This window comes from Paenibacillus timonensis (assembly GCF_022427145.1).
Taxonomy (GTDB): Bacteria; Bacillota; Bacilli; order Paenibacillales; family Paenibacillaceae; genus Fontibacillus; species Fontibacillus timonensis.
Window position 1 is genome coordinate 18726 of sequence record NZ_JAKSXN010000035.1, and the last position, 22578, is coordinate 41303.

The 22578-nt window shown below is 57.6% G+C and carries 22 protein-coding genes; 7 read left to right on the forward strand and 15 right to left on the reverse strand.

Annotated features, from left to right (window positions below):
* Nucleotides 1-151: 151 nt before the first annotated feature.
* The 4 genes from MJ257_RS14725 to MJ257_RS14740 form a co-directional block, all read right to left on the reverse strand.
* Nucleotides 152-691: an NADPH-dependent FMN reductase gene (locus MJ257_RS14725; protein WP_240269942.1), complete on the reverse strand. Its 540-nt coding sequence runs from the start codon at nucleotides 689-691 to the stop codon at nucleotides 152-154.
* 266 nt (nucleotides 692-957) lie between these two features.
* Nucleotides 958-1473: a VanZ family protein gene (locus MJ257_RS14730; RefSeq protein WP_240269943.1), complete on the reverse strand. Its 516-nt coding sequence runs from the start codon at nucleotides 1471-1473 to the stop codon at nucleotides 958-960.
* A gap of 41 nt (nucleotides 1474-1514) precedes the next feature.
* Nucleotides 1515-2396 carry a M15 family metallopeptidase gene (locus MJ257_RS14735; protein ID WP_240269944.1) on the reverse strand — a complete coding sequence of 294 codons (882 nt, stop codon included), beginning with the start codon at nucleotides 2394-2396 and terminating at the stop codon, nucleotides 1515-1517.
* Between the two features lie 134 nt (nucleotides 2397-2530).
* Nucleotides 2531-3028 (reverse strand): DUF2269 family protein, encoded by a 498-nt coding sequence (locus MJ257_RS14740; protein ID WP_240269945.1) that lies wholly within the window; start codon nucleotides 3026-3028, stop codon nucleotides 2531-2533.
* Between the two features lie 241 nt (nucleotides 3029-3269).
* On the opposite strand from MJ257_RS14740, the gene MJ257_RS14745 reads away from it, so the two are divergent.
* Nucleotides 3270-5129 (forward strand): sialate O-acetylesterase, encoded by a 1860-nt coding sequence (locus tag MJ257_RS14745; RefSeq protein ID WP_240269946.1) that lies wholly within the window; start codon nucleotides 3270-3272, stop codon nucleotides 5127-5129.
* Between the two features lie 63 nt (nucleotides 5130-5192).
* On the opposite strand, the gene MJ257_RS14750 is transcribed toward MJ257_RS14745, so the two are convergent.
* Nucleotides 5193-7577 (reverse strand): GH36-type glycosyl hydrolase domain-containing protein, encoded by a 2385-nt coding sequence (locus MJ257_RS14750; RefSeq protein ID WP_240269947.1) that lies wholly within the window; start codon nucleotides 7575-7577, stop codon nucleotides 5193-5195.
* A gap of 172 nt (nucleotides 7578-7749) precedes the next feature.
* On the reverse strand, nucleotides 7750-8142 hold the full coding sequence (locus MJ257_RS14755) for a hypothetical protein (RefSeq protein WP_240269948.1): 393 nt from the start codon (nucleotides 8140-8142) through the stop codon (nucleotides 7750-7752).
* 207 nt (nucleotides 8143-8349) lie between these two features.
* On the opposite strand from MJ257_RS14755, the gene MJ257_RS14760 reads away from it, so the two are divergent.
* Nucleotides 8350-9120 (forward strand): class I SAM-dependent methyltransferase, encoded by a 771-nt coding sequence (locus tag MJ257_RS14760; RefSeq protein ID WP_240269949.1) that lies wholly within the window; start codon nucleotides 8350-8352, stop codon nucleotides 9118-9120.
* On the opposite strand, the gene MJ257_RS14765 is transcribed toward MJ257_RS14760, so the two are convergent.
* From MJ257_RS14765 to MJ257_RS14775, 3 genes are all read right to left on the reverse strand, one after another.
* The gene (locus tag MJ257_RS14765) at nucleotides 9104-10327 is read right to left on the reverse strand and encodes an MFS transporter (protein WP_240269950.1); all 1224 of its coding nucleotides are present in this window, start codon (nucleotides 10325-10327) and stop codon (nucleotides 9104-9106) included. The two genes, MJ257_RS14760 and MJ257_RS14765, sit on opposite strands and share 17 nt — an antisense overlap.
* Nucleotides 10328-10365: 38 nt before the next feature.
* On the reverse strand, nucleotides 10366-11385 hold the full coding sequence (locus MJ257_RS14770; RefSeq protein WP_240269951.1) for an ROK family transcriptional regulator: 1020 nt from the start codon (nucleotides 11383-11385) through the stop codon (nucleotides 10366-10368).
* 98 nt (nucleotides 11386-11483) lie between these two features.
* Nucleotides 11484-12020 carry a hypothetical protein gene (locus MJ257_RS14775; RefSeq protein WP_240269952.1) on the reverse strand — a complete coding sequence of 179 codons (537 nt, stop codon included), beginning with the start codon at nucleotides 12018-12020 and terminating at the stop codon, nucleotides 11484-11486.
* Nucleotides 12021-12128: 108 nt separating this feature from the next.
* Here MJ257_RS14775 and MJ257_RS14780 point away from each other — a divergent pair, with 108 nt between their 5' ends.
* Nucleotides 12129-13043, forward strand: a complete 915-nt coding sequence (locus MJ257_RS14780) for a phosphatidate cytidylyltransferase (RefSeq protein WP_240269984.1) — start codon at nucleotides 12129-12131, stop codon at nucleotides 13041-13043.
* Between the two features lie 45 nt (nucleotides 13044-13088).
* Here MJ257_RS14780 and MJ257_RS14785 read toward each other — a convergent pair whose 3' ends face one another.
* From MJ257_RS14785 to MJ257_RS14795, 3 genes are all read right to left on the reverse strand, one after another.
* Nucleotides 13089-13805 (reverse strand): zf-HC2 domain-containing protein, encoded by a 717-nt coding sequence (locus tag MJ257_RS14785; protein ID WP_240269953.1) that lies wholly within the window; start codon nucleotides 13803-13805, stop codon nucleotides 13089-13091.
* The gene (locus MJ257_RS14790; protein WP_240269954.1) at nucleotides 13802-14290 is read right to left on the reverse strand and encodes an RNA polymerase sigma factor; all 489 of its coding nucleotides are present in this window, start codon (nucleotides 14288-14290) and stop codon (nucleotides 13802-13804) included. Before MJ257_RS14790 ends, MJ257_RS14785 begins: the two co-directional genes overlap by 4 nt.
* A 217-nt stretch (nucleotides 14291-14507) precedes the next feature.
* Nucleotides 14508-15605: an MBL fold metallo-hydrolase gene (locus MJ257_RS14795; RefSeq protein WP_240269955.1), complete on the reverse strand. Its 1098-nt coding sequence runs from the start codon at nucleotides 15603-15605 to the stop codon at nucleotides 14508-14510.
* Nucleotides 15606-15862: 257 nt separating this feature from the next.
* On the opposite strand from MJ257_RS14795, the gene MJ257_RS14800 reads away from it, so the two are divergent.
* Both MJ257_RS14800 and MJ257_RS14805 read left to right on the forward strand, forming a co-directional pair.
* Complete coding sequence (locus tag MJ257_RS14800; protein WP_240269985.1) at nucleotides 15863-16606, forward strand: glycosyltransferase family 2 protein; 744 nt, start codon at nucleotides 15863-15865, stop codon at nucleotides 16604-16606.
* A complete protein-coding gene (locus MJ257_RS14805) occupies nucleotides 16606-17301 on the forward strand; it encodes a glycosyltransferase family 2 protein (protein ID WP_270406323.1) in 696 nt (231 codons plus the stop codon). Before MJ257_RS14800 ends, MJ257_RS14805 begins: the two co-directional genes overlap by 1 nt.
* Nucleotides 17302-17408: 107 nt before the next feature.
* Here the strand turns inward: MJ257_RS14805 and MJ257_RS14810 are convergent, their stop codons facing one another.
* The 3 genes from MJ257_RS14810 to MJ257_RS14820 all read right to left on the reverse strand — a co-directional run bounded on the left by MJ257_RS14810 (nucleotide 17409) and on the right by MJ257_RS14820 (nucleotide 21236).
* Nucleotides 17409-18899, reverse strand: a complete 1491-nt coding sequence (locus MJ257_RS14810; protein ID WP_240269957.1) for a protein adenylyltransferase SelO — start codon at nucleotides 18897-18899, stop codon at nucleotides 17409-17411.
* A gap of 63 nt (nucleotides 18900-18962) precedes the next feature.
* Nucleotides 18963-20132 (reverse strand): MBL fold metallo-hydrolase, encoded by a 1170-nt coding sequence (locus tag MJ257_RS14815; protein ID WP_240269958.1) that lies wholly within the window; start codon nucleotides 20130-20132, stop codon nucleotides 18963-18965.
* Nucleotides 20133-20249: 117 nt separating this feature from the next.
* Entirely contained in the window at nucleotides 20250-21236 is a 987-nt protein-coding gene (locus tag MJ257_RS14820; RefSeq protein WP_240269959.1) for an SseB family protein, read from the reverse strand.
* A 137-nt stretch (nucleotides 21237-21373) separates the two neighbouring features.
* Here MJ257_RS14820 and MJ257_RS14825 point away from each other — a divergent pair, with 137 nt between their 5' ends.
* Together MJ257_RS14825 and MJ257_RS14830 are read left to right on the forward strand one after the other, a co-directional pair.
* On the forward strand, nucleotides 21374-21736 hold the full coding sequence (locus tag MJ257_RS14825; RefSeq protein WP_240269960.1) for a hypothetical protein: 363 nt from the start codon (nucleotides 21374-21376) through the stop codon (nucleotides 21734-21736).
* 27 nt (nucleotides 21737-21763) lie between these two features.
* Entirely contained in the window at nucleotides 21764-22531 is a 768-nt protein-coding gene (locus MJ257_RS14830; protein WP_240269961.1) for a class I SAM-dependent methyltransferase, read from the forward strand.
* Nucleotides 22532-22578: the final 47 nt, after the last annotated feature.

Here is a 22578-nt window from a genome sequence, read left to right on the forward strand (position 1 = left end):
CATCCACCTCCTAAGGTACAATTAGCAAAAGCGGCAGCCTCGCCGATATGACAAACCTCACAACAATTGCACCCCTCCGGCAATCATGCAAAAAACCCCTGCGCCATATGATAAAAGGCACAGGGGTTTCACTAGAAGCTCGGAATGGATCTTAACGCAGCGTCTTCAACGCGCCGCTCCAAGCAAGTACTTGGCTCAGCATGTCGTTGAGGTTCGTCAAATGCAGATCTGCCGGTTTGAAGACACTGTAGTTCTCGAAGTCGGTGAACAGCGAGAGGGCGACGTGTACGCGCACGTCGGCAACCATCAGCTCGCCCAGGATGCCGCGCAGATGTTCGGCTGCACGGGCACCGCCCACGGAACCGTAGCTGACGATCCCCGCCGCTTTGTTGTTCCATGCTTCACGCGCATAGTCGAGCGCGTTCTTCAAAGCGCCGGTGATGCTGTGGTTGTATTCCTGCACGATGAAAACGAAGCCGTCCAAGCCATTCAGCTTGTTATTCCAAGCAGCAGCTTGCTCGCTTGCATCGGCTTCGCCGAGCAGCGGCAGCTTGAAATCAGCGATGTCGATGATTTCATAGTTCGCGTCGCCGCGAGCGTCCGCATGTTTCTTCACCCATTCGCCGACCTGCGGGCTAACGCGTCCTTCGCGCGTGCTTCCCAAAATAATCCCGATATTCAATTTAGACATGGTATTTTCCTCCTCAATTGGTTTAGATGATCTACCTAACAATTTGCCCCAAAAACTCATCTGTCACACCACCAAATATCATTCCCGAACTTCTCCAATATCCTTAATTTGGATTATCCGAACTAGAGATAATGATAGCTGTCTCGATTCCTTTTGTCAAGTAGCTTACAAAAAGTTTGTATGTAATATCCCTCGTGAGCGCCCAAAGGCTGCCGGTTCCGGCAGCCCTAAGTTTGGAGCGACATCGCTCCTTGTGTTGGAATTACTCAACCCTCGCCCGTCCTTACCACAGCTTGCGGCCTTGGAGGTGCGGCGAGCAAGCGGTACAGGAAGAACCCGAGCAACGCCCCTCCCGTATTCAGGAGCAGGTCATCCACGTCAAACTGACCCATCGCCAGCAGCAGCTGGGCGCATTCCAAGCCTAGACTGACCGCAAGCGCATAAAGGATCGTCTCGATGCCGGAGATGCCTTTTTTCCGGAACATTACCCCCAGCAAGATCCCGAACGGAATAAAGATCGCCACGTTGCCGAAGACGTTAACCAAGTCATGCGGCGTCATGACCTCCAGGCTCCGGGTAATTTCCTTCAACGGAACCAGATTGCCTTCCTGCAATCTCCCGTAGACCCGACCCGGAGATTGCAAGCTATCTTGCAATTGTCTCCAGAGAACCCCCAGCCCGATATCGTGGAACTTGAACAGGATGATTTTTACCAAGAGACCTAGATACAAGGCAAACAGCACTCGAACACTTGCACATTTCAGCCAGCTTTCCGTTTCCATTTGATCCCCTCGCTTTCATGATGTCTTATCTCGACGCCTGTCTACTCGCGTACGGTCACGATAATTCCGTCCATATTATTGCCGGAAATCTCGTATTCCCCTTGCGCCGGCACCCGAATGGTCTGATCTTCGGATACCGGGTAGTAGAATACATGATAGTTCTGGCCCTGTACCGTTAGGCTCACCGATTGTTGCTCCTTCAGGTAATCCATGTATTGCTCCAGCACGAACCCGTTCTCCTGGATGATCGCGCTATGCGGCAGGCCAACGTACCGGAAGTGCCAGGGTTCGAACTGAATGCCCGTGATCGCCGTTTTGTCGTCCGGATACCGCAGGATAAACCCGTATTTCCACGCGTTCTCCTTCAACCATTGGCCTTCAGGAGCAAGGTTCATCTCCGCTTGGGATGATCCGATGTCCAGCGACAGGCCCAGGTTGTGCTCGCTGTATCCGGCGGGCAGGGCCAGCCTGGAACCCATTTGGCGGTACAACTCGTCTTGCTTCTGCTCGTCACGGTACCCGCTGCTGATCAGGAAGTGGTTGATCCCTTCCTCCCCGGCGGCCTTGACCATCGCAGCAAACCGATCCGCCATTAGCGGCGACAACAGCACTTTGTTATCCAACACTCCGAATCCGTCGATCAATTCGGCGTTCCGAATCAGACTGACGGCCTCGGTTTCGGGGTGCAGCCCTTTCGGGACGGGATGGTCCTTGTTCACAAGCAGCAAATCACCTTGATACACCATCTCCTTGGTGACGTCGATCGTTAATCCCTCGGCAGACGAATCCGAAGCGTTATATGGTTCGTGGATCTGTAATGGCTGCGCCGCGTCCTGCGGCGTCCGGGCCATGCCGGCTTTAAATTTCGCAACCCCAAAGCCCAGCAGCACCAGGACCATCAGGCAAATCATCCATTTTTTCACGTTTGTTTCCTCCTAGCTTTTGTTCCTCTTTAGCATAGGAAAAATTGCTTAAGAAGAACGGGGGCTAAAAATAAAGTTTTTCTTAAATCGGAACCGGAAATAACAAAGGCACCCTTTTTAGGGTACCTTTGTTATTAGGATTTTTTCTTTTTCCAAGGCTTCCAGACGGAGATCACGACGATAAAAACGGTAACGGCAATTTGAAACCAAACGAAAACCTGCCTGATTTCATGATTTTGCAGAAAGACCGGATCGCTTAAAGCCATCGCCCCTTGCGTCTCCAGCATCCCCATATTGGCCACCATCAGCTTATCGACCGCAAAGATGCCGATGATCGTTTGCAAGAGATACAACACGAACTTAACGCCAACCCAGCGGTGCTTAAAAAATCCCCAATTCGTGAAGAAACCGTAGACGAACCCTACGAGCAGGGTACCGATCGCGCCGTACCGGACGACATGGTCGCTGATGAGGATCAAGCTCTTGTAGGCTAAATACGATTCATTGTAATTCTGCAAATCGATTTGCAGATTCAGCGCCGTCGAACTAAGGATCCCGCCAAAAAACATGACGACCAGCAGCAGATGGATGATTTTCAGCCATTTCAAGCCTTTAGGTCCTATTTTTTTCATCTTAGAACTCCTTTTAAAATGATTGTCCCCAGCATCATAGCAGACGAATGTTGTGAACTTGTGACGAAGCTTTACGGTTTGGATGAAATGGCAACACGTTGTTTTTCGAGACTTCCGGAGAGATGCCGGGGGACACCACCTAACATTACTGAGGAAAAGGCTTTCATAAGCAGCTAGTCCGGACGGGCGCTCTCTAGGTATGATGGGGGAGAGATCTGAAGATGAGGGGATGAACACGCCCATGAAATTATCCGGTATTTATAGCGACGGCATGGTATTGCAACGAAACGCCAAAGTAGCCTTGCATGGACAATGCGAGGGCGGCGGGCAGACGGTGCGGGTCGTCTTCCGCGGGGTGACCTGTTGCGCCGACGCCGATCCCGGCGGAAACTGGGAGGTGACGCTCGAAGGATTGGAACCGGGCGGACCTGACGAGCTTGTCATCACCGCCGGCGACGAGGAGCTCGTCCTTCGCGAGGTTTGGGTCGGGGACGTATGGGTGCTCGCTGGCCAATCCAATATGGAGCTTCCCGTGCGGCGGACGCTGGATTTGCTGGCAGAAGAGATCAGAGGTCTGAACATGCCGATGATCCGCCAGTTTGCGGTGCCGCAAAGCTACGACTTCCACGGACCGCGAGAGGATCTGGACGGCGGTGCATGGGTACCGGCCACTCCGGAGGGACTGCTTGGGTTTAGCGCCGCAGGCTTCTTCTTTGCCAAAGAGATCTACGAACGCAACGGCGTGCCGATCGGCCTGATTCAAACGGCGGTGGGCGGCACGCCGATCGAAGCGTGGATGCCGGAGCCGACTTTGCTGCGGATCGGCGGTTATGAGGCAACGCTGGAGCAATGCAAAGACGACGCCTATATCCGGGACACCCGCCAGCGGGACGAGGAGCGGAACGGCCAGTGGTACGCCCGGCTGAACGAGGCGGACGCCGGTTTGCGCGAGGGATGGCATCAGGCGGAAGGGGACGCTTCCCGGTGGGACGAATTCGAGGTACCGGGGTCTTGGACCGGCAGCGAACTGGAGTCCCTGCGCGGAGCCGTCTGGTTCCGCAAGGAGATTGAGGTACCGGCCGCGATGGCGGAAGGGGACGCGCAACTTGCGCTTGGCACCATTGTGGATGCGGACGATACTTACGTGAACGGGGTGCTCGTCGGAAACACGGGGTACATGTACCCGCCGAGACGGTATACCGTGCCGCAAGGGGTGCTGAAACCGGGGAAAAACACCCTCGCCGTGAGAGTCATCACGACGCATAACACCGGCTCGTTCATCCGCGATATGCCCTACAAACTCAAGGCGGGCGGCTATGAGCTGGACCTGCGCGGCCCGTGGAAGTATCGCATAGGCGCAATAACGGAGGTACTGGAGCCGCAGACGTTCTTCCAATACATGCCGGCCGGCAATTTCAACGGCATGATCGCGCCGCTGCGGCGTTATCCGATCACCGGCGTCCTGTGGTATCAAGGCGAATCCAACACGGGCCGGCCCGCGGTTTACGCCGAGCTGTTCCGAGATATGGTCCGGGACTGGCGCGAGGCTTGGGGGATCGGCGAGTTCCCGGTGATCGCCGTCCAGCTGGCCAACTTCGGACCCGAGGGCGAGCAGTACACGGACTGGGCGGAACTTCGGGAGGAGCAGCGCAAGGGCTTGGCCGTTCCCCGCACTGCGTTGGCTACGGCGATCGACCTTGGCGAATACAATGACCTGCACCCCCAGGACAAAAAAACGCTCGGTCAGCGGTTGGCCTTATGCGCCCGCCGGCTCGCCTATGGAGAAGCGGAGCTGGTGGCGAGCGGGCCGCTGTTTGCGCGGATGGAGCGCGAGGGGGAGGCGCTGCGGCTGCATTTCACCGAGGTCGGCGGCGGATTGACCACACGGGACGGGAACGAACTGCTGGGGTTCGGCATCTGCGGACCGGACGGCGCGTTCGTACCGGCGGAGGCCGTGATCGACGGCGATACCGTGGTCGTGCGGCACGAGCAGTTGAAACGGCCGGTCCATGCGCGGTACGCCTGGAGCAACAACCCGGCCCAAGCGAACTTGGTTAACCGCGAGGGGCTGCCGGCTTTTCCGTTTACGACGGAAGCATGAAAAAAAGCGCAAGTACCCGGGAAACTTCCCTCGTACTTGCGCTTATTGCATGGACGCTGACGCTTACGCCCCGGCAGGCAGTTTCACCTGCACGCGGTAGGACTTGCCCGGCTGCACGTTCCGCAGCACGCCATCCGCCAGCAGCTCGCCTTCCGCGTACACCTCCGTCTGCGTCGCCGACGCATCCCGCCGAATCTCGACGTGCAGCGTAGCACCCCGGAATTCGCGCGTGACCGTCGCCTCACTCCAATGGTTCGGCAGTTGCGGATTCACGCGGATGCCGTCCTTCGTGCCCTGCACGCCAAACAGTCCGTCGATCAGGCAGCGGTACACCCACGGCACCGTCCCCGTGTTGAACAGGTGGCTGGAACGCCCCGCCGTACGCGGGAACTGGCGATAAGCGCCCCGGTAGTAGTTCGGGATGAACACCGGCAGTTGCCCCCGCTGCACGATATCCCGGGCATCCGGGCCGGGCAGCATCTTGCGCAGCAACCGGAACGCGTCCTCCCGCTCGCCCACGGCGTACAGGGCGTAGATGTAGAAGGCGGCGGCATGATTGTACACCGCGCCGTTCTCCGCCGAACCCGGGTGCTTCTGCGTCACCCGGCCGACGTCCTCGCGCATCGCCGTGTAGGAAGGAGCGAGCTTCTCCACGCCGTACGGCGTCTCCAACTGCTCGCGCACTGCCTGCATCAGCTTCGCGCGTTTCTCGTCATCGGCCGCGCCGCTCAGCATCGACCACCCCTGCGGGTTGATGAAGATCCGGCCTTCTTGGTCCGCGCTGACCCCAAACACGACGTTATCGTCGGTGATGCCCCGCGCATACCACTCGCCGTCCCAAAGGTAGCGGTTCACCGCATCGTTGGTCTCCCCGGCAGACGCCCGGTAATCCCGCGCGGCCTCCGGCCGCCCGCTGTTCTCACAAATGCCGGCCCACACCTGGAACGCGTAGGCCGTGGCGATCGTCAACCAGCCGGACACGCCTTTGCCTTTGTAGCCGACCATGTTCATCGGGTCGCACCAGTCGCCTTGGTTGATGTAGTTCAGCCCCCGCTCGTCGCGGTCGTTCATCAGCCAGCGCATCGCTTTGTCCACATGGACATGAACGGGCTCGGCCTCCCCGCTGTCGGCATAAGCGACCTTCTCCTCCAGAATGGAGTAATCTCCCGTTTCGTCCAAATACGTGCTTAGGCAGATCGGCAGCCAGACGCAATGGTCCGTATGCGGCACTTGATTGATGTATTTCAGCTCGGCGTCCGGATGCAGCACGATCCCGTCCGGCATGGCGCCGTTTGCCTTTTGCTGGCCTAGCGCCGTCAGGAACGAAGCCCGCGCCACCTGCGGCTTGATGTAGCTCATGCCCATATGATCCTGCAAATAATTGCGGGTCTGCGGATCGGTGGTCAAGCGGTTCGTTTGCCCGTGATAATAAATTTGCCGCGGCAGCCAGCGATTGACGAACAGATCGAGATCCTTGTCGGGGGTAGAGATCGTCAGGCAGCCTCGCCCCTCCCGGATATACCGGTCATATTCGCGTTCAGCCGACACATAGCCGTCCTCGCCCGGCCCGCCGGCCTTGCCGAAATACGTTTCCCGAATTTGCGCGATTTCCCGCTCTTCCCGGGCCGGTCCGAACAGGAAGCGGTATTCCCGCGTTTCGCCGGCCGCCAGCTCCATCCGGTATTGCATGACCGCAACCGGCGTTTCGTAACGTGCGTCCCCCTTCGCGAGTTCCGCCTGTTCCAGCGCGGACGGGCTAGTGATCCCGCCTTCCCCCTCGAACGCTTCCTGGTTCACCTCCCAGGCAACCGGCGCTTGTTCGGCAATCAGGAACGTTTTGTCGCGGAAAAATTTGATCTTGTCGTAATCCTGATATTTCTGATACGGCGTCACCGAAGAGCAGACGATCGCCTGCAGGTCCTGACGGTATTCGCCGGATTGATTCATCCAAGACATATATCCAACGGTAAAGTAAGGGTAGACGCTTAGCTTCCGCGCCCGCTTCGACACGTTCGTCACCTTGACGCGCCAGAGCTCGAGCGGATCTTCCTTTGGCAAGCTGAGGCTCATTTCGATCAACACGCCCTGATGCTCCACCTTCCAGACGATCCGGCTCTGGCCCAAGGCAAAGGAGTAGCTGTCGGTCTTCACCCGCACGGGTTCGTACGGGGCAGAAAAAACGCTTTCGCTTTCCTCGTCCTTCACAAACACGAAACGGCCCGGGTGATGCGCGTAGTACGGCTGTTCCGGCTGCATGAACGTCTTCGCTTCCAGGTTCGGCGCATGCGAATACTTCGCCGGTTCCGGCTGCATGAACTGGGCGACCGCATATCCGCGGCAGTTCATGTGAATCATCATCGTCTCGTTCCATAGGAATCCCGACGCCTTAGGCAGGAGCGTAGGGCTCAGCAACTCGTAGAATTCCTGGTCCTCCGTGGCTCTGAACATGATTTCAACCTCTTTTCCGCGTAATCTTGTCTACTTGTCTACAACTAAGTTCATTATACAACGGAACACCGTTTTTTAAAGCGTTTTCTCCCATTTCGCGCACAAAAAAAGAGCCAAATTTCGCCGGGACGAAATTGACTCGGATGGACACAGGAACGCACCAGCTTCTTTATTAGATAAACAGAAACGGGATCAGGAACAGCAAAGCAAGCGCCGCCCAATCAAACGCATACGCGCCGTAGCCATACCCCGGATATCCTCCGTAACCCGGATATCCCGGTCCGTAACCAAACGCTTTCGTTTGCGCCTGGGCGTCGGCTTTGGTCACGGCTTTATGGGCGCCTTTGGTTTTGGACTTCAGCTGCTGCAGTTGCTTCTTGGCTTTGGCGGGCTGGGTGGAGAGAACGTTGGCTTCCGAAGTGTACCCCCCGTTCAGTTGGATGCCGTTCTCGTTAACGTCGGTGATCGTGCCGATGTAATAGCGGCCGTCCCGAAGTACGGCGCATACGGTCTTGCCGATGTGCGGTTTGCAAGCGTCTACGCCAAGCGGATAGATCTGCTGCATGGACTCGTGCCTCCCCTCTCGAATGCTCATTTATCCTATTCGCGGCCCGGAGTTTTGCACAGGGCGGATGTCCCGGTCCTTGGAATAAATTCATTCGCCCGGGGCTCCTCCCGGGGTGGGAGCCTATCTTAATCGCGCCGGAGACGCGGCGGCATATTCTGCTGTTGAGAGGAGTGGCGGAGCTTCATAAAGGAGGGCAACGAAGGGATGAATTATCACGAAATCATCGCCGCCGTCGGAGAAGGCTCGGCGCATCCGGGAGGCTATCCGGGAACCGTCGACTTTATCCGGTTTGCCGGCATTACACCGGGACTTCGGGTGCTGGAGGTGGGATGCGGAACGGGCAGGACGGCCTGTCTGCTGGCCCAGCTGGGAGCACAGGTCACGGCTCTGGATCAAAGCATTGTCATGCTCGAAAAAGCCGAGCGCCGGGCGCAGCAGCAACAATTGCAAATCCAATGGATTCAAGGCGATATCACCGCCATCCCGCTGCGTTCGGACACTTATGATGCCGTGTTCGCCGAGTCGGTAACGGTGTTCGCCGCCGATCCGGTGAAGGCTTTTCGCGAATATCACCGCGTCCTGCGCAAAGGCGGGCAAGCGTGGGACCGTGAGCTGTTCCGGACGCAGCCCCATCCGGCGCTGGAGCGGGAGATGCGCGAGCTGTACGGCAATCCGCATTTGCCGGACGCCGCCGCGTGGATGCGGATGCTTCAGGACGCCGGTTTCCGCACCATTCGGCAGTGGGAGCCGGGGGCTGGGGCCGATGAGAGCGAAAAAAGCAGTAGCTCGATTCTGAGCCAAGGCCAGGGCGGGGTATCGACCTTCGATTGGCAGAACGCCTGGGACCCGCATCGCATTCTCGACCTGGAAGCGCTGCAGGATCCCGACGTCCGGACGTTCTTCAAAGAAAACGAAGCCTTTCTGCAGCGCTACCGGGCGCATCTGTCCTACGGCGTGTTTATTGCGGAGAAATAACGCCCTCCTGCGAGGCACGGCTTCGTGCATTAAGAAAGACGTTTAACCGCTCGGAGAACAGCCACATTGCCGCAGCCGACAGTACGATGTACACCGGGAACACGCCGATCGTCGAGTGCGAAGCCAGGAACCCGAGCAGCGGCGGCATAAACGTGCTGCCGGTATAGGCTACGGCCATCTGGTAACCCATGATGGTCTGGGATTGCCGTTTGCCGAAGCGGACCGGGGTTTCATGCAGCATGCACGGATAGATCGGAGCAAGGCCCAGCCCGATGATCAGGAAGCCGGCCAGCGACAGGATCGCAGGCAACGGCAGGACCAGAAGCGCCGCCCCGATCAGGGCGATGATCTGACCGGTGCGGATCATGACGCGATTGCTTACTTTAAACGTGACGAATCCGGCAATGAAACGGCCGACGGTGATGCCGGCGAAATACAGCGAGACCCAGCTGGCGGCCGTTGCGGCATCGATGCCTTTGATGCCGACGAGATAGCTGCTGCCCCACAGGCCCACCGTCGCTTCCACCCCGCAATAGAACAGAAACGAAACGAGTGCCAGCTTGACGCCGGGAATCCGCAGCGGTTTCACCGGACCGGCGTCCGGCTGCTCCGCTTCCATTTCGCTTAGTTCTTCCTTCCGGGAATCGCCGGCGGCCTGGGCAACTCGGTCCCACAGCGGCAGCGTGAAGAATAAAACCACGACCAGCGCGAATTGAATAATCGACACGGTTAAGTACCCGTTACGCCAATGGCCGCCGCCGGAGATGAACCCGGCCATTATGACCGGTCCCAGCGTCGCGCCGACGCCCCAGAAGCAGTGCAGCCAGCTCATGTGATGTGCTTTGTAGTGCGCGGCCACGTAGTTGTTGAGGCCGGCGTCAACCGACCCGGCGCCCAATCCAAGCGGGATCGCGCAGACGCCCAGCCAGAACACCGAGGGCGCCGCCGAATAGCCAAGCAAAGCCGCGGCCGTCATGAGACAGCTCACCAGCGTGACTTTGCCCGTGCCAAACCGGCGAAGCACCGCGCCGCTGGCCAAGCTTGACACGATCGTACCGGCCGCGACGATCATGAATAATACGCCGGCGGTGCCGAGCGGCGCGTTCAGGTCGCCCCGGATGATCGGCCAGGCCGAGCCCAGCAGCGAGTCGGGCAGACCCAGACTGATAAATGCCAAATAGATGATCAACAAAAAGAATGTAGCCATAGGGTTCTCCTTCTCCTATCCGGTGTTGAAATGAATGCTTAAATCATCAGGGTCAGCCCCAAATGCGTAAGGCCGGTCAAATAATCCCGCCGCCAATCGCTCATCATCAGGCGCGGCAGATGCTCGGACGGAACGTATAGCGCGCTCTTTGCCTTGATGTCGTTCAGCAAGGACACGCTGACTTCATCATGGCAGAACACCACCGTATGCGGGTTGATCAGCGCGGTGCACGCCGCGATCAGGCGGCTGACGGCATCCGCTCCCGCGGCATCCACTCTCGCAATCCCTGCCCCCGTCTGGGGTCGGGGCGCCAACGCCTGCCCGAAATTCCGTTCCTCGTATTGGGGGACGTAATAAACCTCACCCGAGAAGAACGTACTGCCCCGAACAACGTCGCCGTTGATCAGGATCCCTGCCCCCGGCCCGTTCTGCCCGAAATAGAGGTAGACCAGCGACGGGTTGTCGCGCGTATCGTGGGTGTGGTAATACCCCAGCACTGCGGCATTCATATCGTTCTCCACGACGGTAGGCAACCCAAACCGTTTCTCGAGGGCGTTCTTCAGATCGAAGTTTTGAAGCGCATCGTAGGCGGGGATATGAATGATCCGCCCCTGATTAACCGCCCCCGGTACGCCGATCGCCAGCGACCGGATCTTTGGAAACCGCCCCATGAGCCCCTCGATCAACTCGGCCAAGCTATCGCCTGCATCGGCCAACACGCCGGGCGCTCGGCCCTCCTCCTTCACTTCCCCGTTGCAATCGTAAATGACGTAATTTGATTCCGTCCGCTCCAGAAACACGGCAAGCCCCAGCATAAATTCCGGATTGTACGCGTATCGCTCCGCCCGCCTGCCGCCGCTGGAGTCATCCATCCCGGCGACTGTAACCTCCCCGGCCTCCTTCATTTCGGCCAGAAACTTGCTAACGGTCGGAAAGCTAACGCCCAGCTTCCCGCTCAGCTCCGCTTTCGTTGCGCTGCCCATGGCCAACAGGGCGGAACGGATCCCGCTGCGGATCATCTGCTTCATCTCTTTGGGCGTAGCCGGCATCTCGCTCATCAGGCTCCTCCTACTTTTTAAACATCTTTAATAAGTTACCATCAGAGTACCACAACCAAATGGGGAGAGGAAGGGGGGCGGAAGAAATTTTCTATATTCTAGGGCTCGTATTCGCTTAGCTTCCCCTCATAGACGAGATGCAGCCGGTCGCACTGCCGGAAATCGTCCGGCGTGACCAGCGCGGGCAGCTTGTTCCACAGCTTGATCCCCGACCGCTCCAGGATTTCCGCCACGAATTGCGAGCAGAAATAGGAGTTGCTGAACTCAATCGGCTCCTTCAAAGCGATGCCGATCACGCCGAGGATGTTGTACAGGAACTTTTGCCGCTTGCGGATAAACAGCTGGAGCACGCGCTCCATTTTCTCCACCTCGCGCGGGGTGACCTTCAGCTCGTAAATGACGCAGGTCGTGTTCGGATATTTGCTGAACGTGCCGGTCTTGATGTCCTCTTTCACGAAACCGCCGTTCAGCGGGTTGTTCGGATGCTTCCGCCCGAAGCTGTACAGCTCCGACAGCTCGCGATTAAACGAGATCGAGGCATGGTTGTAAGGGGCCCTCGTGTATCCCTTGATCATTTTGGTAAAGAGCGTACCCGTATTCGTTAGCAAAATAAACACCGAGCGATCCGCAACCATCGACTTCAATTCCCCTTATCACGGTAGACTATTTGTAGACTATTGCTCCATAATAACATATGATTCCTTTGGTGGAATCTACCTCCTGAGGAAGTTGGGATTTGGATGATGAACAACCTGCAATGGACGATGATCGTCATCTTCGTGGCCCTGGCGGCCATTCATACCGTATGTTTCGTCCTGGACCGGAAGCATCCCGGCAAGGCGTATTCGGCTTTTCGGCAACGCCTGCGCACCTGGTGGGGCATGTGGCTGATCCTCTGCCTGGCGACCTTGTTTAATCCGGTCGTTTCGCTGCTGGGGGTGATGCTGCTGTCTTTTTTCGCGTTAAAAGAATACTTCTCCATGATCCGGTCACGCAAATCCGAGCGCCGATTGTACCTATGGGCGTATCTGGCGATTCCGGCCCAGTTCTACTGGGTTTTGATCGAGTGGTACGGCATGTTTATCGTTTTTATCCCGGTGTACGTGTTCCTGTTCCTGCCGCTTCCCCGCATGATCAACAAGGGAACGGCCGGGTTCTTGCGCAGCGTGAGCCGGGTTCAATGGGGACTGATGCTGATGGTGTTCGGTCTCAGCCACCTCGCATATTTCCCGTTCGCCACGCCGCAGTATGGGGCGGGTCTTGTCCTGTATCTCGTCGTCCTGACCCAACTGAACGATATCGTCCATTATGCGGCTTCGTCGTATATCGGCAAACGCAAGGTCGTGCCGACGGCCAATCCGTTCGTGACGTGGGAGGGCTTTGCCTGCTCATTCGCGGTGACTTCCATCGCGGCTTACTTCCTAGCTCCGATCCTGACGCCGCTCGACGCCCCGTTTGGCCTGTTCGCAGGGATGCTGATCGGGCTGGGCGGCTTTATCGGCAGCACCACCGTCTCCGTCCTAAAGCGGGATTTGCTGATCGGCGACGACGACAAGGCGCAGGCATTGAAGAAGAGCTACCTGAGCCTGGTCGACAGCTTGACGTATACGTCGCCGGTCTTTTTTCACGTGACGCGGTATTTCTTTGATTTCATGTAAAGGAGGAACGACCCCATGGTGACCGTTATGCGGGGCTGCCGCCCCTTATTCAAACTGAAATTGCGCTTCAAGCGCGGCGCTCGCCGGGGGCAGCTCGATTCCTTGTTCCCAGAGCAGGATCGGCTCTTCCGGAGGCCCGTAATAGATCGCCCGGACGTCTGCGGACTTGCCCGCCGCCTTCCGGTTCGCGCGAATCTGGTCCAGATTGAGGGTGTCGTACGTATTGGCCAGGGAAATGTCGGCGAATTTCCGCGTTTTGATCAGCGGACGCATCGGAACCAAGTATAAACGGTCGTCGTCCCATACCCCTTTGACCTGGTTAACCGCGTAACCGTCCGTCATTTTGACGTGATAGGCGATTCTTCCGTTCTGCAGTCGGCTCACCTCCGTAATCTGAATGACTTTCGAAGGAACCCGCGTGACATTCCATTCGGTTAAGCCGAGATAAACCAAGCATAGCAAGGCGCAGGCCGCCGCAGCCAGCAGAAATCCCCTTACGAAGGCAAACGTCTTGGACCTTTTCCAGGAGACCTGGATCCGTCTTAACCCATTCTCCTCCAGTTCCCGTGCGTTCCTGTCTGTGCCCGCCTTGGCTTCGGGCAAAGGCAACGCGATGTCCCGGCTCATTTGCTCCAACAGTCCTCGGCATTCGGCACACCCGGAAAGATGCTCCTCCACCAAGGCACGGGAAGCCGGGCTGCACACCTTGTCGCAATAGAGCGGCAACAAATCCCCCATGACCTCGCAAGAGATCCGGCTCATCCTTCTTCCTCCTTCCATAAAGCTCTGATTTGGAGCTTGGCGCGGTGAAAGGTCACCCGGGCCCAGCTCTCCGTTCTTCCGAAAATTTGGGCGATATGATCGAACGATAATTCCCCGAAAACCCTTAACGTAAACACTTCCTTATAGGGTTCGTCCAGGCCGTGCAGCAGCTTATGCAGGTACAGGGCTTCCGTCTTGTCGACGAACCGCTGCTCGAAGTTCATCCCTCCGTCTGCCTGTTCCAAGTTTCCCTCCGGGTCTAGCCTTCGCTGCTTGTCCAAATAAGTGAAATAGGTGTTCTTGGCAATTTGGCACAGCCATACGCTGATTTTGCTGGAACCCTGGAAACGGTCTAGCTGCTGGAGCGCCTTAAAAAACGTCTCCTGCGTAATCTCCTCCGCCACCAGCTCATTTCGGCTTAACGACAAGACAAACCGGTACACGTCCCGAAAATAGGCCTCATAAATTTGCTCAAGTTCGTCCAAGGATTCACCACCTTACCCAACATAAGACTCGCGAATCGCGATTTCGTTACAAGCAAAATGTATAAAAAAACGGCTCCCCCCTCAGACGCAAACCGTCCTCGGGCCAAGCCGCTTTCTGTTTGCTTAGCGCTTACCGCTTGTCGACTTGCCGCCTAACGCTGAGCACCTAACACTTACCGGCCGTTCGCTTGCCTGCCGGCGACCGCGTTTGCGCCGTTTAGGCCCACCAGGCCTCCTTAGGGTAGGCCGGGTCCCCGATATAGACCGGCTCGCCGATTTTCGGCGTGGCGATGGGCACGCCTTGGCGTTTGGCTTCCGCGGTCGCGCGGCGGACCGGATCGTTCCAATCGTGCAGCGACAAAGTGAATGCCCCCCAATGAATCGGAACGAGCACGCCCCCCTGTACGTCCGTGTGAGCCTGAACCGTCTGTTCCGGCAGCATGTGGATGTCGCTCCAGCGCGGATCATATTGACCGCACTCCATCAAAGCCAGATCAAAGGGGCCGTACTTCTCGCCGATCTGCTTGAAATGCGGACCATACCCGCTGTCTCCGCTAAAGAAGACCTTCCGCTTCGGGGACGCGATCACCCAGGAGCACCACAAGGTGCCGTCCCGGTTCGCCAGCCCCCGGCCCGAGAAATGACGGGCCGGCGTGCAGGCCAGCCGCAAGCCGTTCCAGTCGAGCTCCTCCCCCCAGTCATGCTCGCTGATCCGCTCCGGCTCCACGCCCCACCGTTGCAAGTGGCTGCCGACGCCCAGCGGGACGAAAAACCGCTCTACCTTATCCTTCAATTTCCGGATCGTGCCGTAATCCAAATGATCATAATGGTCATGGGATAGAATCACGGCATCGATCTCCGGCAAGTCCTCCGGCTCCACCGGCAGCTGCCGGTTATACCGTTTGCCGCCGAAGGGAGGGACCGGCGTGGGCGACGGGCCCAGCATCGGATCGAGCAGGAGCCGCTTGCCTCCGAGGTGCAGCAGCAGCGCCGAATGGCCAAGCCAAGCAACCCAATCACGGTCCCGGTCCTCCAGTAACTCGCGCCCCAGCCTTACGACCGGCAGCGTCCGGTCCGGTCGGACCCGCGGATTGCCGCGCAGGTAATCCCGCAGCAACGAAACCATGTTGCCCGACGAGGGCTGGAACGAGGAGGTCGGCTCCGTGTAGGCGAACTTCTTGCCTTGCCATTGAGGGGACTGCGCGTACCGCGCCCGCTCGGAAGCCGAAGCCTTTCCGCCAAAGGCCGGATACAGCCGGATAAACAACGTAATGCCAATGAGGAGAACCAATACGATTCCGAATGCTATAAACATGTACAATACCGCCTTTTCCTACATGAAGAGTGGATGATGGGTCGATTCAATCAGAGTATACTGCATAGCGGGGGGCGTTGCCAAATGAGGGACTGGCTCTCCTATGACCTGGGCAATCGCCCGTTCCGGATAGGTTCCTTCGTCGCCTAGAGGTACTGCCCCATTTTGCGGGTAAGCCGTTACCGTTGAGGTCGGGGGACATATTGTGGAAGGGAGAAACGTATGTTGGCAAGACCACGAGCCAGAGGAGCGATGATATGGAGGCCGGCCGGAGAATTCCCAAAGCGAAACCACAACCTGGAGTTTCCGTTATCACCTGCACGAACCGCCATAGCTATCTCAAGAACTTGTTCCATAATTTCACCCTACAGCTTTACCCCATGAAAGAGCTGATCATCGTCGTCAACAATGACGGCATCCCGCTCGAACCCTATTTGCGCATGGCGAAAAAATGGAAGACCGTCCGCGTGTTCCGCGCCCCTGGTGCCTGGTCCCTTGGCGCTTGCATCAACTTCGCCGCAAAGAAAGCGAAATATGACTACATCGCCAAGTTCGATGACGACGACTACTATGCCCCTTATTACTTGACGGCCAGCCTGCAGGTGATGCACAGAAGCCGGGCTGACGTCATCGGCAAGCGGGCGCATTACATGTATTTGAACGGCTCGAAGACGCTAATCCTGCGTTTTCCCCGCGACGAGAACCGCATAGCCTCACGGCTGCCGGGCGCAACGCTCGTATTTCGCAAGGCCGTGATCGAGCGGGTTCCGTTTCCCGAACGGAACGTGGGGGAAGACGATGTGTTCTGCCTCCGCTGCAGGAAGAAGGGCTTCAAAGTGTACTCCGGCGAGAAAAGCAACTTCGTGGCGATCCGCCGCAAAAACTCCCAAGGCCACACCTGGATCATCAGCGAGCAAGAGTTGATCGCCCACCACCGAACGATTCCGAACGTCCGGAATTTCAAAAAATTCGTACAGCGCAAACCAAAGGGTGTTCTGTAATGAAAAACGGAGTTTCGATCCTTACCTGTACCAAACGGAGGGACTGCATGGACGCGTTGTTCCGAAACTATGTCCGGCAGGAGCACCCGCACAAAGAGCTGATCGTGATCTTGAATCACCCCAGCCTGCGGATCAGCGAGTACAAACAGGCGGCCCGGCGGTTCCCGAACGTCAGAATCGTCAGCGTGCCGGGTTCCGTCTCCCTAGGAGCTTGCCTGAACTTGGGCGTCAAGCTTGCCAAGCACCCGCTGATTGCCAAGTTCGATGACGACGACTATTACGCGCCCCGTTATTTGACGGACAGCGTACGCACCCTTTGCCAGACCAAAGCCGACATTGTCGGAAAAAGAGCCCATTACATGCAACTGAACGGCGAACCGCGCCTTCTGTACCGCTACCCCGCGATGGCCGGTCGATTCGTCCCTTTAGTGCAGGGTGCAACTTTGCTGGTTCGGCGTCAGGTGTTTAAGCAGGTTCGCTTTCCCGACCAAAGCCCCGGGGAATGCGTCCGATTCTGCGCGTCTTGCCGGGCGAAAGGCTTCAAAATCTATGCCGGCAGCCCGCGGCATTTCCTTGCCATCCGCCAGCGCAACTCCAAGGAGCACACCTGGATCGTCAGCGATACCGCGTTATTGAAGCGGAATGTGCAGTTGCTGGAGGTCGGCGATGCGAGGCGGTTCGTGGGTGGAACGTAAAAGAGCCGTCTCCGCAGGTCCTGCCACGACCTGAGGGACAGCTCTTTTTGCGTTGCGGAAATACCGAGATGATGGATTCTTCTACTCCAGCGGCCAGGCCCGGAAGGTTAGGTGCCGCAAAACGTGCGGTACGGCCGGTCGCAAGCCGCCGGCAGCTCCGCGTATTCCGCCTGCTGCGGTGTATGGGCGAAGGGCTGGCTTAGCGCCTCCAACAAGCGTTCCATCACGCTGTAATCGTCCCGCTCCACGGCGGCCTCCAAAGCTTCCTCCACCCGGTGGTTTCGTGGGATCACCGCCGGGTTGCTGCGGTGCATCAACTCGCGGGCCGCTTCTTGAGTTTCGGTCTGCGCGGCGATCCGTGCCTGCCAGCGCGTAAGCCATCCCGACCACTCGGGGGTGCCAGCCATCGGCGGTTCTTCCAGCCGGTCAAAGGTCAAGGCGAGGAACGTGTTGGTGAAATCGGCCTGGTGTTGCTGCATCAGGTCGAGCAGGTCTTTGACGAGGGCGGCATCCTCCTCCTGTTCGCCGAACAAGCCCAGCTTCGAACGCATTCCTTGCAGCCAGGCCGCTTCAAATTGCCAGGCGAAGCCATGAAGCGCCTCTTCGGCGAGCCGGACGGCCTGATCCTCCTCCTCGTGAAGCAGCGGCAGCAGGCTCTCGGCGAACCGGGACAGGTTCCATACCGCGATGTTGGGCTGATTGCCGTAGGCATATCGGCCATGACGGTCGATGGAACTGAATACGGTCGCGGGGTCGTACGCGTCCATAAAAGCACAGGGCCCATAGTCGATCGTCTCGCCGCTGAGGGCCATGTTGTCGGTGTTCATCACCCCGTGGATGAACCCGACGAGCTGCCACTTGGCGATCAGCGCAGCCTGGCGCTGGACCGCCTCCCGCAACAGCGCCAAATAGCGCCCGGCCTCGCCGCTGTCGGCGAGCTCGGCCAGTTCCGGGTAATGGCGCTGGATCACGTAGTCGGCGAGCGTGCGGACGTCCGCCGGCTCGCCGAATTGCGCGGCATACTGGAACGTGCCGACGCGCACGTGGCTGGCGGCGACGCGGGTGAGAATCGCCCCGCGCAAGCCCTCTTCCCGGACCACCGTCTCCCCGGTGGTCACCACCGCCAGGCTGCGGGTCGTCGGAATGCCCAGCGCGTGCATCGCCTCGCTGATGATGTACTCCCGCAGCATCGGGCCCAGCGCGGCGCGCCCGTCGCCGCCGCGCGAGTACGGCGTCCGGCCGGAGCCCTTGAGCTGGATGTCGAAGCGATCGCCGCCAGGCGCGATCTGCTCGCCGAGCAGCAGGGCCCGGCCGTCCCCCAACATCGTGAAATGCCCGAACTGGTGGCCCGCATAGGCCTGGGCCAGCGGCTCCGCCCCCGGCGGCAGCCCGTTGCCGGCGAAGACGGCAAGGTTCTCTTCGCTTCGCAGCGCCTCAGGGTCCAAGCCGAGCTCCACCGCGAGCGAGTCGTTCAGCACGGTTAGCTTCGGCGACCGCACCGGCTTGGCCTCCTGCTTCGTGAAGAAGAACTCCGGCAAGCGGGCGTAGGTATTATCGAAATTCCATCCGGTTTGCGGATTATCGTTTGATGGGCTCATCGGCTTCTCCTTCGTTCATCGTTTATCGGTTATCGTCCCAGCTGGATCTTCCAGAGGACGCGATTACTTCATTGTGCTGGATGGGCGTGCGCCTCGCAACCCAGGTGCGTTCCGTGTCGAGCTTGCCGATTTCCACCAAGCTTCCGTCGGATAATCGGACGCCCCGATCCGAACGGGTTCTCCGATCTTTGGCGTCGCCAGCGGAATGCCTCGCTGTTTGGCCTCTTCGCTCAGCCGGCGAATCGGATCGTACCAGCTGTGCATCGCCAGCGAAAACGCGCCCCAATGGATCGGCAGCAGCACGTTCCCCCTGACGTCGAGGTGAGCCCGTGCCGTTTGCTCCGGCAGCATATGGATATCCCACCACCGGTCGTCATACTGTCCGCACTCCATCAAAGTGAGGTCGAACGGCCCGTATTTTTCGCCGATTTCCTTGAAATGGGGGCCATATCCGCTATCCCCGCTAAAATAGACCCTCGTCTTCGGCGTGGTCAACACCCAGGAGCACCATAAACCGCCGCCGCCCTGTTTGAACAGCGCCCGCCCCGAAAAATGCCGGGCCGGCGTGCAGGCCAACCGAACGCCCTGAAACTCCAGCTCTTCCCACCAATCGTATTCCTCGATCTGCCCGGGGGCCACGCCCCACCGTTCCAGATGGCAGCGGATGCCCAGCGGCCCGATGAAGCGCCCCACCCGGTCCTTCAATTGCCGGATCGTGCCGTAATCCAGATGATCGTAATGATCGTGGGACAGCACGACGGCATCGATCGGCGGAAGCTCGTTCAGGCTCCCGAAGGGCAGTTCGCGATTGAATCTTTTGTCGCCCCCAATCGGGGAACAGGATGCGCCTAACATCGGGTCCAGCAACCATCGAATTCCTCCCAATTGCAGCAAAAGAGCGGAATGACCAAACCAGACGACCGTATCCTCCTGGAGTTCCTCGATCATCTGCCGAGTCAATGGGACCTGAGGCAGCGGCCGATCCGGCTTCAATTGGGGTTTCCGCTGCACATATTCCCGGAAGGCCGTAATCCAGCTGCCCGGCGAGGGTTTGAACATTTTCGTCTCCAGGGGATATTGAAATTTCGTCCCTTTATAATTCGGCGACTGCCGGTAGCGCTTCATGTCTTCGGGTGACGGCTTCCCGCCAAACGGCGGGTACAGCTTCTGGAATAAATCCAATGCAACGACAAGGAGCACGACGAGACAGATCAGGACAAATAACCATATCATTGGGCGAACCCCCTCCTCTGAACGAATGACTTTCATCCAGGAAGGTTGTGCCAAAGCCAGACGATTTATGCAAAGGGGGATCTGCTGCGAGCTCATGCGGGATACTGCGGACTTCGGTTACTGTAATTTCCGCTCCTTACGGAAAGCCTCGATCCGCTCCCGGTTGTTGGCGTCGATTCGCAGCGAGATACCCTGGCAATTGAGAACGATGCCATCCATGTTTCCCGACACCGCCAGCAGGTCGTCGTACGCCGCGATGTTGCTGCTCCAGGTCGTTTTGTCGTAAACCTTCTCGAACTCCGGCCAATCGGTAAACGCCGGGAGCCAAGCCGAACCGTCCTCCGCGCTTAGCACACCGAATTGAATGACGGTCCCTTGCTTCAACGTCTTCATTCCTTGCTCATCCGCAGGCGAAGGATCGGACTCCTTCAACTGCATGGGCAGCAAATATTTCGCCTGCAAAATTTCATCAAGCATTTCCGCCTCCAGTGCGTTCAGCTCCCGTCCGCGAGCTTCCTGATCGCCTGTCGGCGCATGCAGCGTCTGGAAGAAGCGGATCATCGCCCGCTGCAGCCCCGGATTCGTCACGGGGATGCTGATCTCCGGCGTCCCGGTCCAATCCGGCGGCGGCACGATCTCGTCCCGGTTCAATTCGATATGATACTGCCCGTTGTCCACAAGAACTTTCGGTAATCCCAGAATATGAAGCTGCCCGAACGTCCTGAGCACGTCCTCCCCGCCGATCGGTTTCATCTCCAGCATCAAGAACTGCTGACGAAAATAATCCTCCGCGTTCGCGGCATACGCCTCCTGCGAGAACATCCACACCCGGTCTTCCCCATCCACGTAAGGATACCCGGTCGCCTGGTCGCACGCGAGATACAGCGTATCGGCATTCTTTATTTTTTCGTACAGCACGCCAGTAAGGACCTTGATCCGTTCGTCCAGATACACGTCCGGATAAGCCTCCTCCGCCTTAAACCGCTTGGCGGCATGCACCAAAAAAATCAACTCCTGAATCTCCAGCCCGCCAAGCTCTTCCTGCGAAATTTCCGGCGTCAGCAGAAACCTCCGCCCGACCTCGTCTTTCCGTTCCTCGTTCATCCGGCACCTCATTTCCCATCGTTTGAGTACAGTATAGCTTAAAATCATTGTCTCGGAGCCCTAAGGAAAGATAAAATATGCCTATAACGTTATATATTTCTAGAAGGTATACCGTCGAACGGGCAAGAGAGGATGGCATGGGGATGCATAAATACAGCAATATCATTTGCAGTTTGATTCTATCTCTTTCTTTTTTAGGAGGATGTTATCTACTGGCCGAGCGGGGAGAGGAGAAACCCGATCCGGCTATACCGGAGCAGAAGGTTAGCGAAGATAAGTCGATATTGACGGAAAGCGAATTAGCCGATTACCTAGGCATCACCAGGAGTGAGTTGCAGGATATTCTGGAATTGGACCGGAAGAAGAGGGAAAATTTCAATGGGAGCGTTTATGATACCTACTCGTTTTTGCCCCGGATGGAGCTTCCCAACCGAAGTTATATCTTTTTAAAGAGCGAAATTGAGAAATGGGTCGAGTATCATTCTTCCAAATTGGACTGAACGCGAGAGTGAAGGGGGAAGTGATTCATGGATTTGCGCCTGAAGTTTAATGAGGACGTTGTGAACTATGAGAAGATGCGTCCCACGTATGTGCAGGAACTTTTTCAGGATGTGATTCGGTATTCTGACCTCAACCCGCGGATGAAGGCCCTTGAGGTGGGCATCGGGACGGGCCAAGCCACCCTTCCTTTCTTGAACACCGGCTGCGAGATGACCGCCATCGAACTGGGGGAAGATTTGGCCAAATTTTCTGCGGAGAAGTTTTCAAGGTTTCCTCATTTCAGCGTGATTCAGAGTGATTTCGAAAGCGTCAGGTTGGAGCCTGAGCAATACGATTTAATCTACTCCGCCACGGCGTTCCACTGGATCCCGCAAGAGATCGGATATCCCAAGGTGTATCAGCTCTTGCGAAGCGGAGGCGTACTCGCGTTATTCTGGAATCGTCCGTTCCCGGCCCGGAAAGACGAGTTGCATGAAGCCATGCAGAGGATATACGCGAAATACGCGCCCTCCTCGAAAGAACCTGCCCCACATACCGAACAGAAAAGCTTGGAAATGGTTCATACCCTCGAACAATATGGTTTTGTCGGCGCGAATTTCAAATTATATCATCACACCCGAACTTTTGATGCACCAAGCTATGTAGCCCTCCTAAATACGTATTCGGACCATCGGGCTTTCCCGGAGGAGCAACGCGTGCGTTTAGAGCAAGAGATCATCGAAGCCATCAACCATTTCGGCGGAAAGGTTGAATTACACGATACCATCGATTTGTACTTAGCCAGGAAGCCGTAACGGATTAGGGAAAGGGGGACGACCGTTGAACCGGAGAATAATCCTCC

Coding starts and splice junctions, on each gene's coding strand:
- MJ257_RS14775 (WP_240269952.1), bottom strand. CDS start 12,020: ATGGTTGCGGATCGCTCGGTGTTTATTTTGCTAACGAATACGGGTACG.
- MJ257_RS14825 (WP_240269960.1), top strand. CDS start 21,374: ATGGGGATGCATAAATACAGCAATATCATTTGCAGTTTGATTCTATCT.
- MJ257_RS14725 (WP_240269942.1), bottom strand. CDS start 691: ATGTCTAAATTGAATATCGGGATTATTTTGGGAAGCACGCGCGAAGGA.
- MJ257_RS14750 (WP_240269947.1), bottom strand. CDS start 7,577: ATGTTCAGAGCCACGGAGGACCAGGAATTCTACGAGTTGCTGAGCCCT.
- MJ257_RS14815 (WP_240269958.1), bottom strand. CDS start 20,132: ATGATATGGTTATTTGTCCTGATCTGTCTCGTCGTGCTCCTTGTCGTT.
- MJ257_RS14755 (WP_240269948.1), bottom strand. CDS start 8,142: ATGCAGCAGATCTATCCGCTTGGCGTAGACGCTTGCAAACCGCACATC.
- MJ257_RS14765 (WP_240269950.1), bottom strand. CDS start 10,327: ATGGCTACATTCTTTTTGTTGATCATCTATTTGGCATTTATCAGTCTG.
- MJ257_RS14740 (WP_240269945.1), bottom strand. CDS start 3,028: ATGAAAAAAATAGGACCTAAAGGCTTGAAATGGCTGAAAATCATCCAT.
- MJ257_RS14745 (WP_240269946.1), top strand. CDS start 3,270: ATGAAATTATCCGGTATTTATAGCGACGGCATGGTATTGCAACGAAAC.
- MJ257_RS14810 (WP_240269957.1), bottom strand. CDS start 18,899: ATGAGCCCATCAAACGATAATCCGCAAACCGGATGGAATTTCGATAAT.
- MJ257_RS14805 (WP_270406323.1), top strand. CDS start 16,606: ATGAAAAACGGAGTTTCGATCCTTACCTGTACCAAACGGAGGGACTGC.
- MJ257_RS14770 (WP_240269951.1), bottom strand. CDS start 11,385: ATGAGCGAGATGCCGGCTACGCCCAAAGAGATGAAGCAGATGATCCGC.
- MJ257_RS14830 (WP_240269961.1), top strand. CDS start 21,764: ATGGATTTGCGCCTGAAGTTTAATGAGGACGTTGTGAACTATGAGAAG.
- MJ257_RS14820 (WP_240269959.1), bottom strand. CDS start 21,236: ATGAACGAGGAACGGAAAGACGAGGTCGGGCGGAGGTTTCTGCTGACG.
- MJ257_RS14800 (WP_240269985.1), top strand. CDS start 15,863: ATGGAGGCCGGCCGGAGAATTCCCAAAGCGAAACCACAACCTGGAGTT.
- MJ257_RS14785 (WP_240269953.1), bottom strand. CDS start 13,805: ATGAGCCGGATCTCTTGCGAGGTCATGGGGGATTTGTTGCCGCTCTAT.
- MJ257_RS14780 (WP_240269984.1), top strand. CDS start 12,129: ATGAACAACCTGCAATGGACGATGATCGTCATCTTCGTGGCCCTGGCG.
- MJ257_RS14730 (WP_240269943.1), bottom strand. CDS start 1,473: ATGGAAACGGAAAGCTGGCTGAAATGTGCAAGTGTTCGAGTGCTGTTT.
- MJ257_RS14760 (WP_240269949.1), top strand. CDS start 8,350: ATGAATTATCACGAAATCATCGCCGCCGTCGGAGAAGGCTCGGCGCAT.
- MJ257_RS14795 (WP_240269955.1), bottom strand. CDS start 15,605: ATGTTTATAGCATTCGGAATCGTATTGGTTCTCCTCATTGGCATTACG.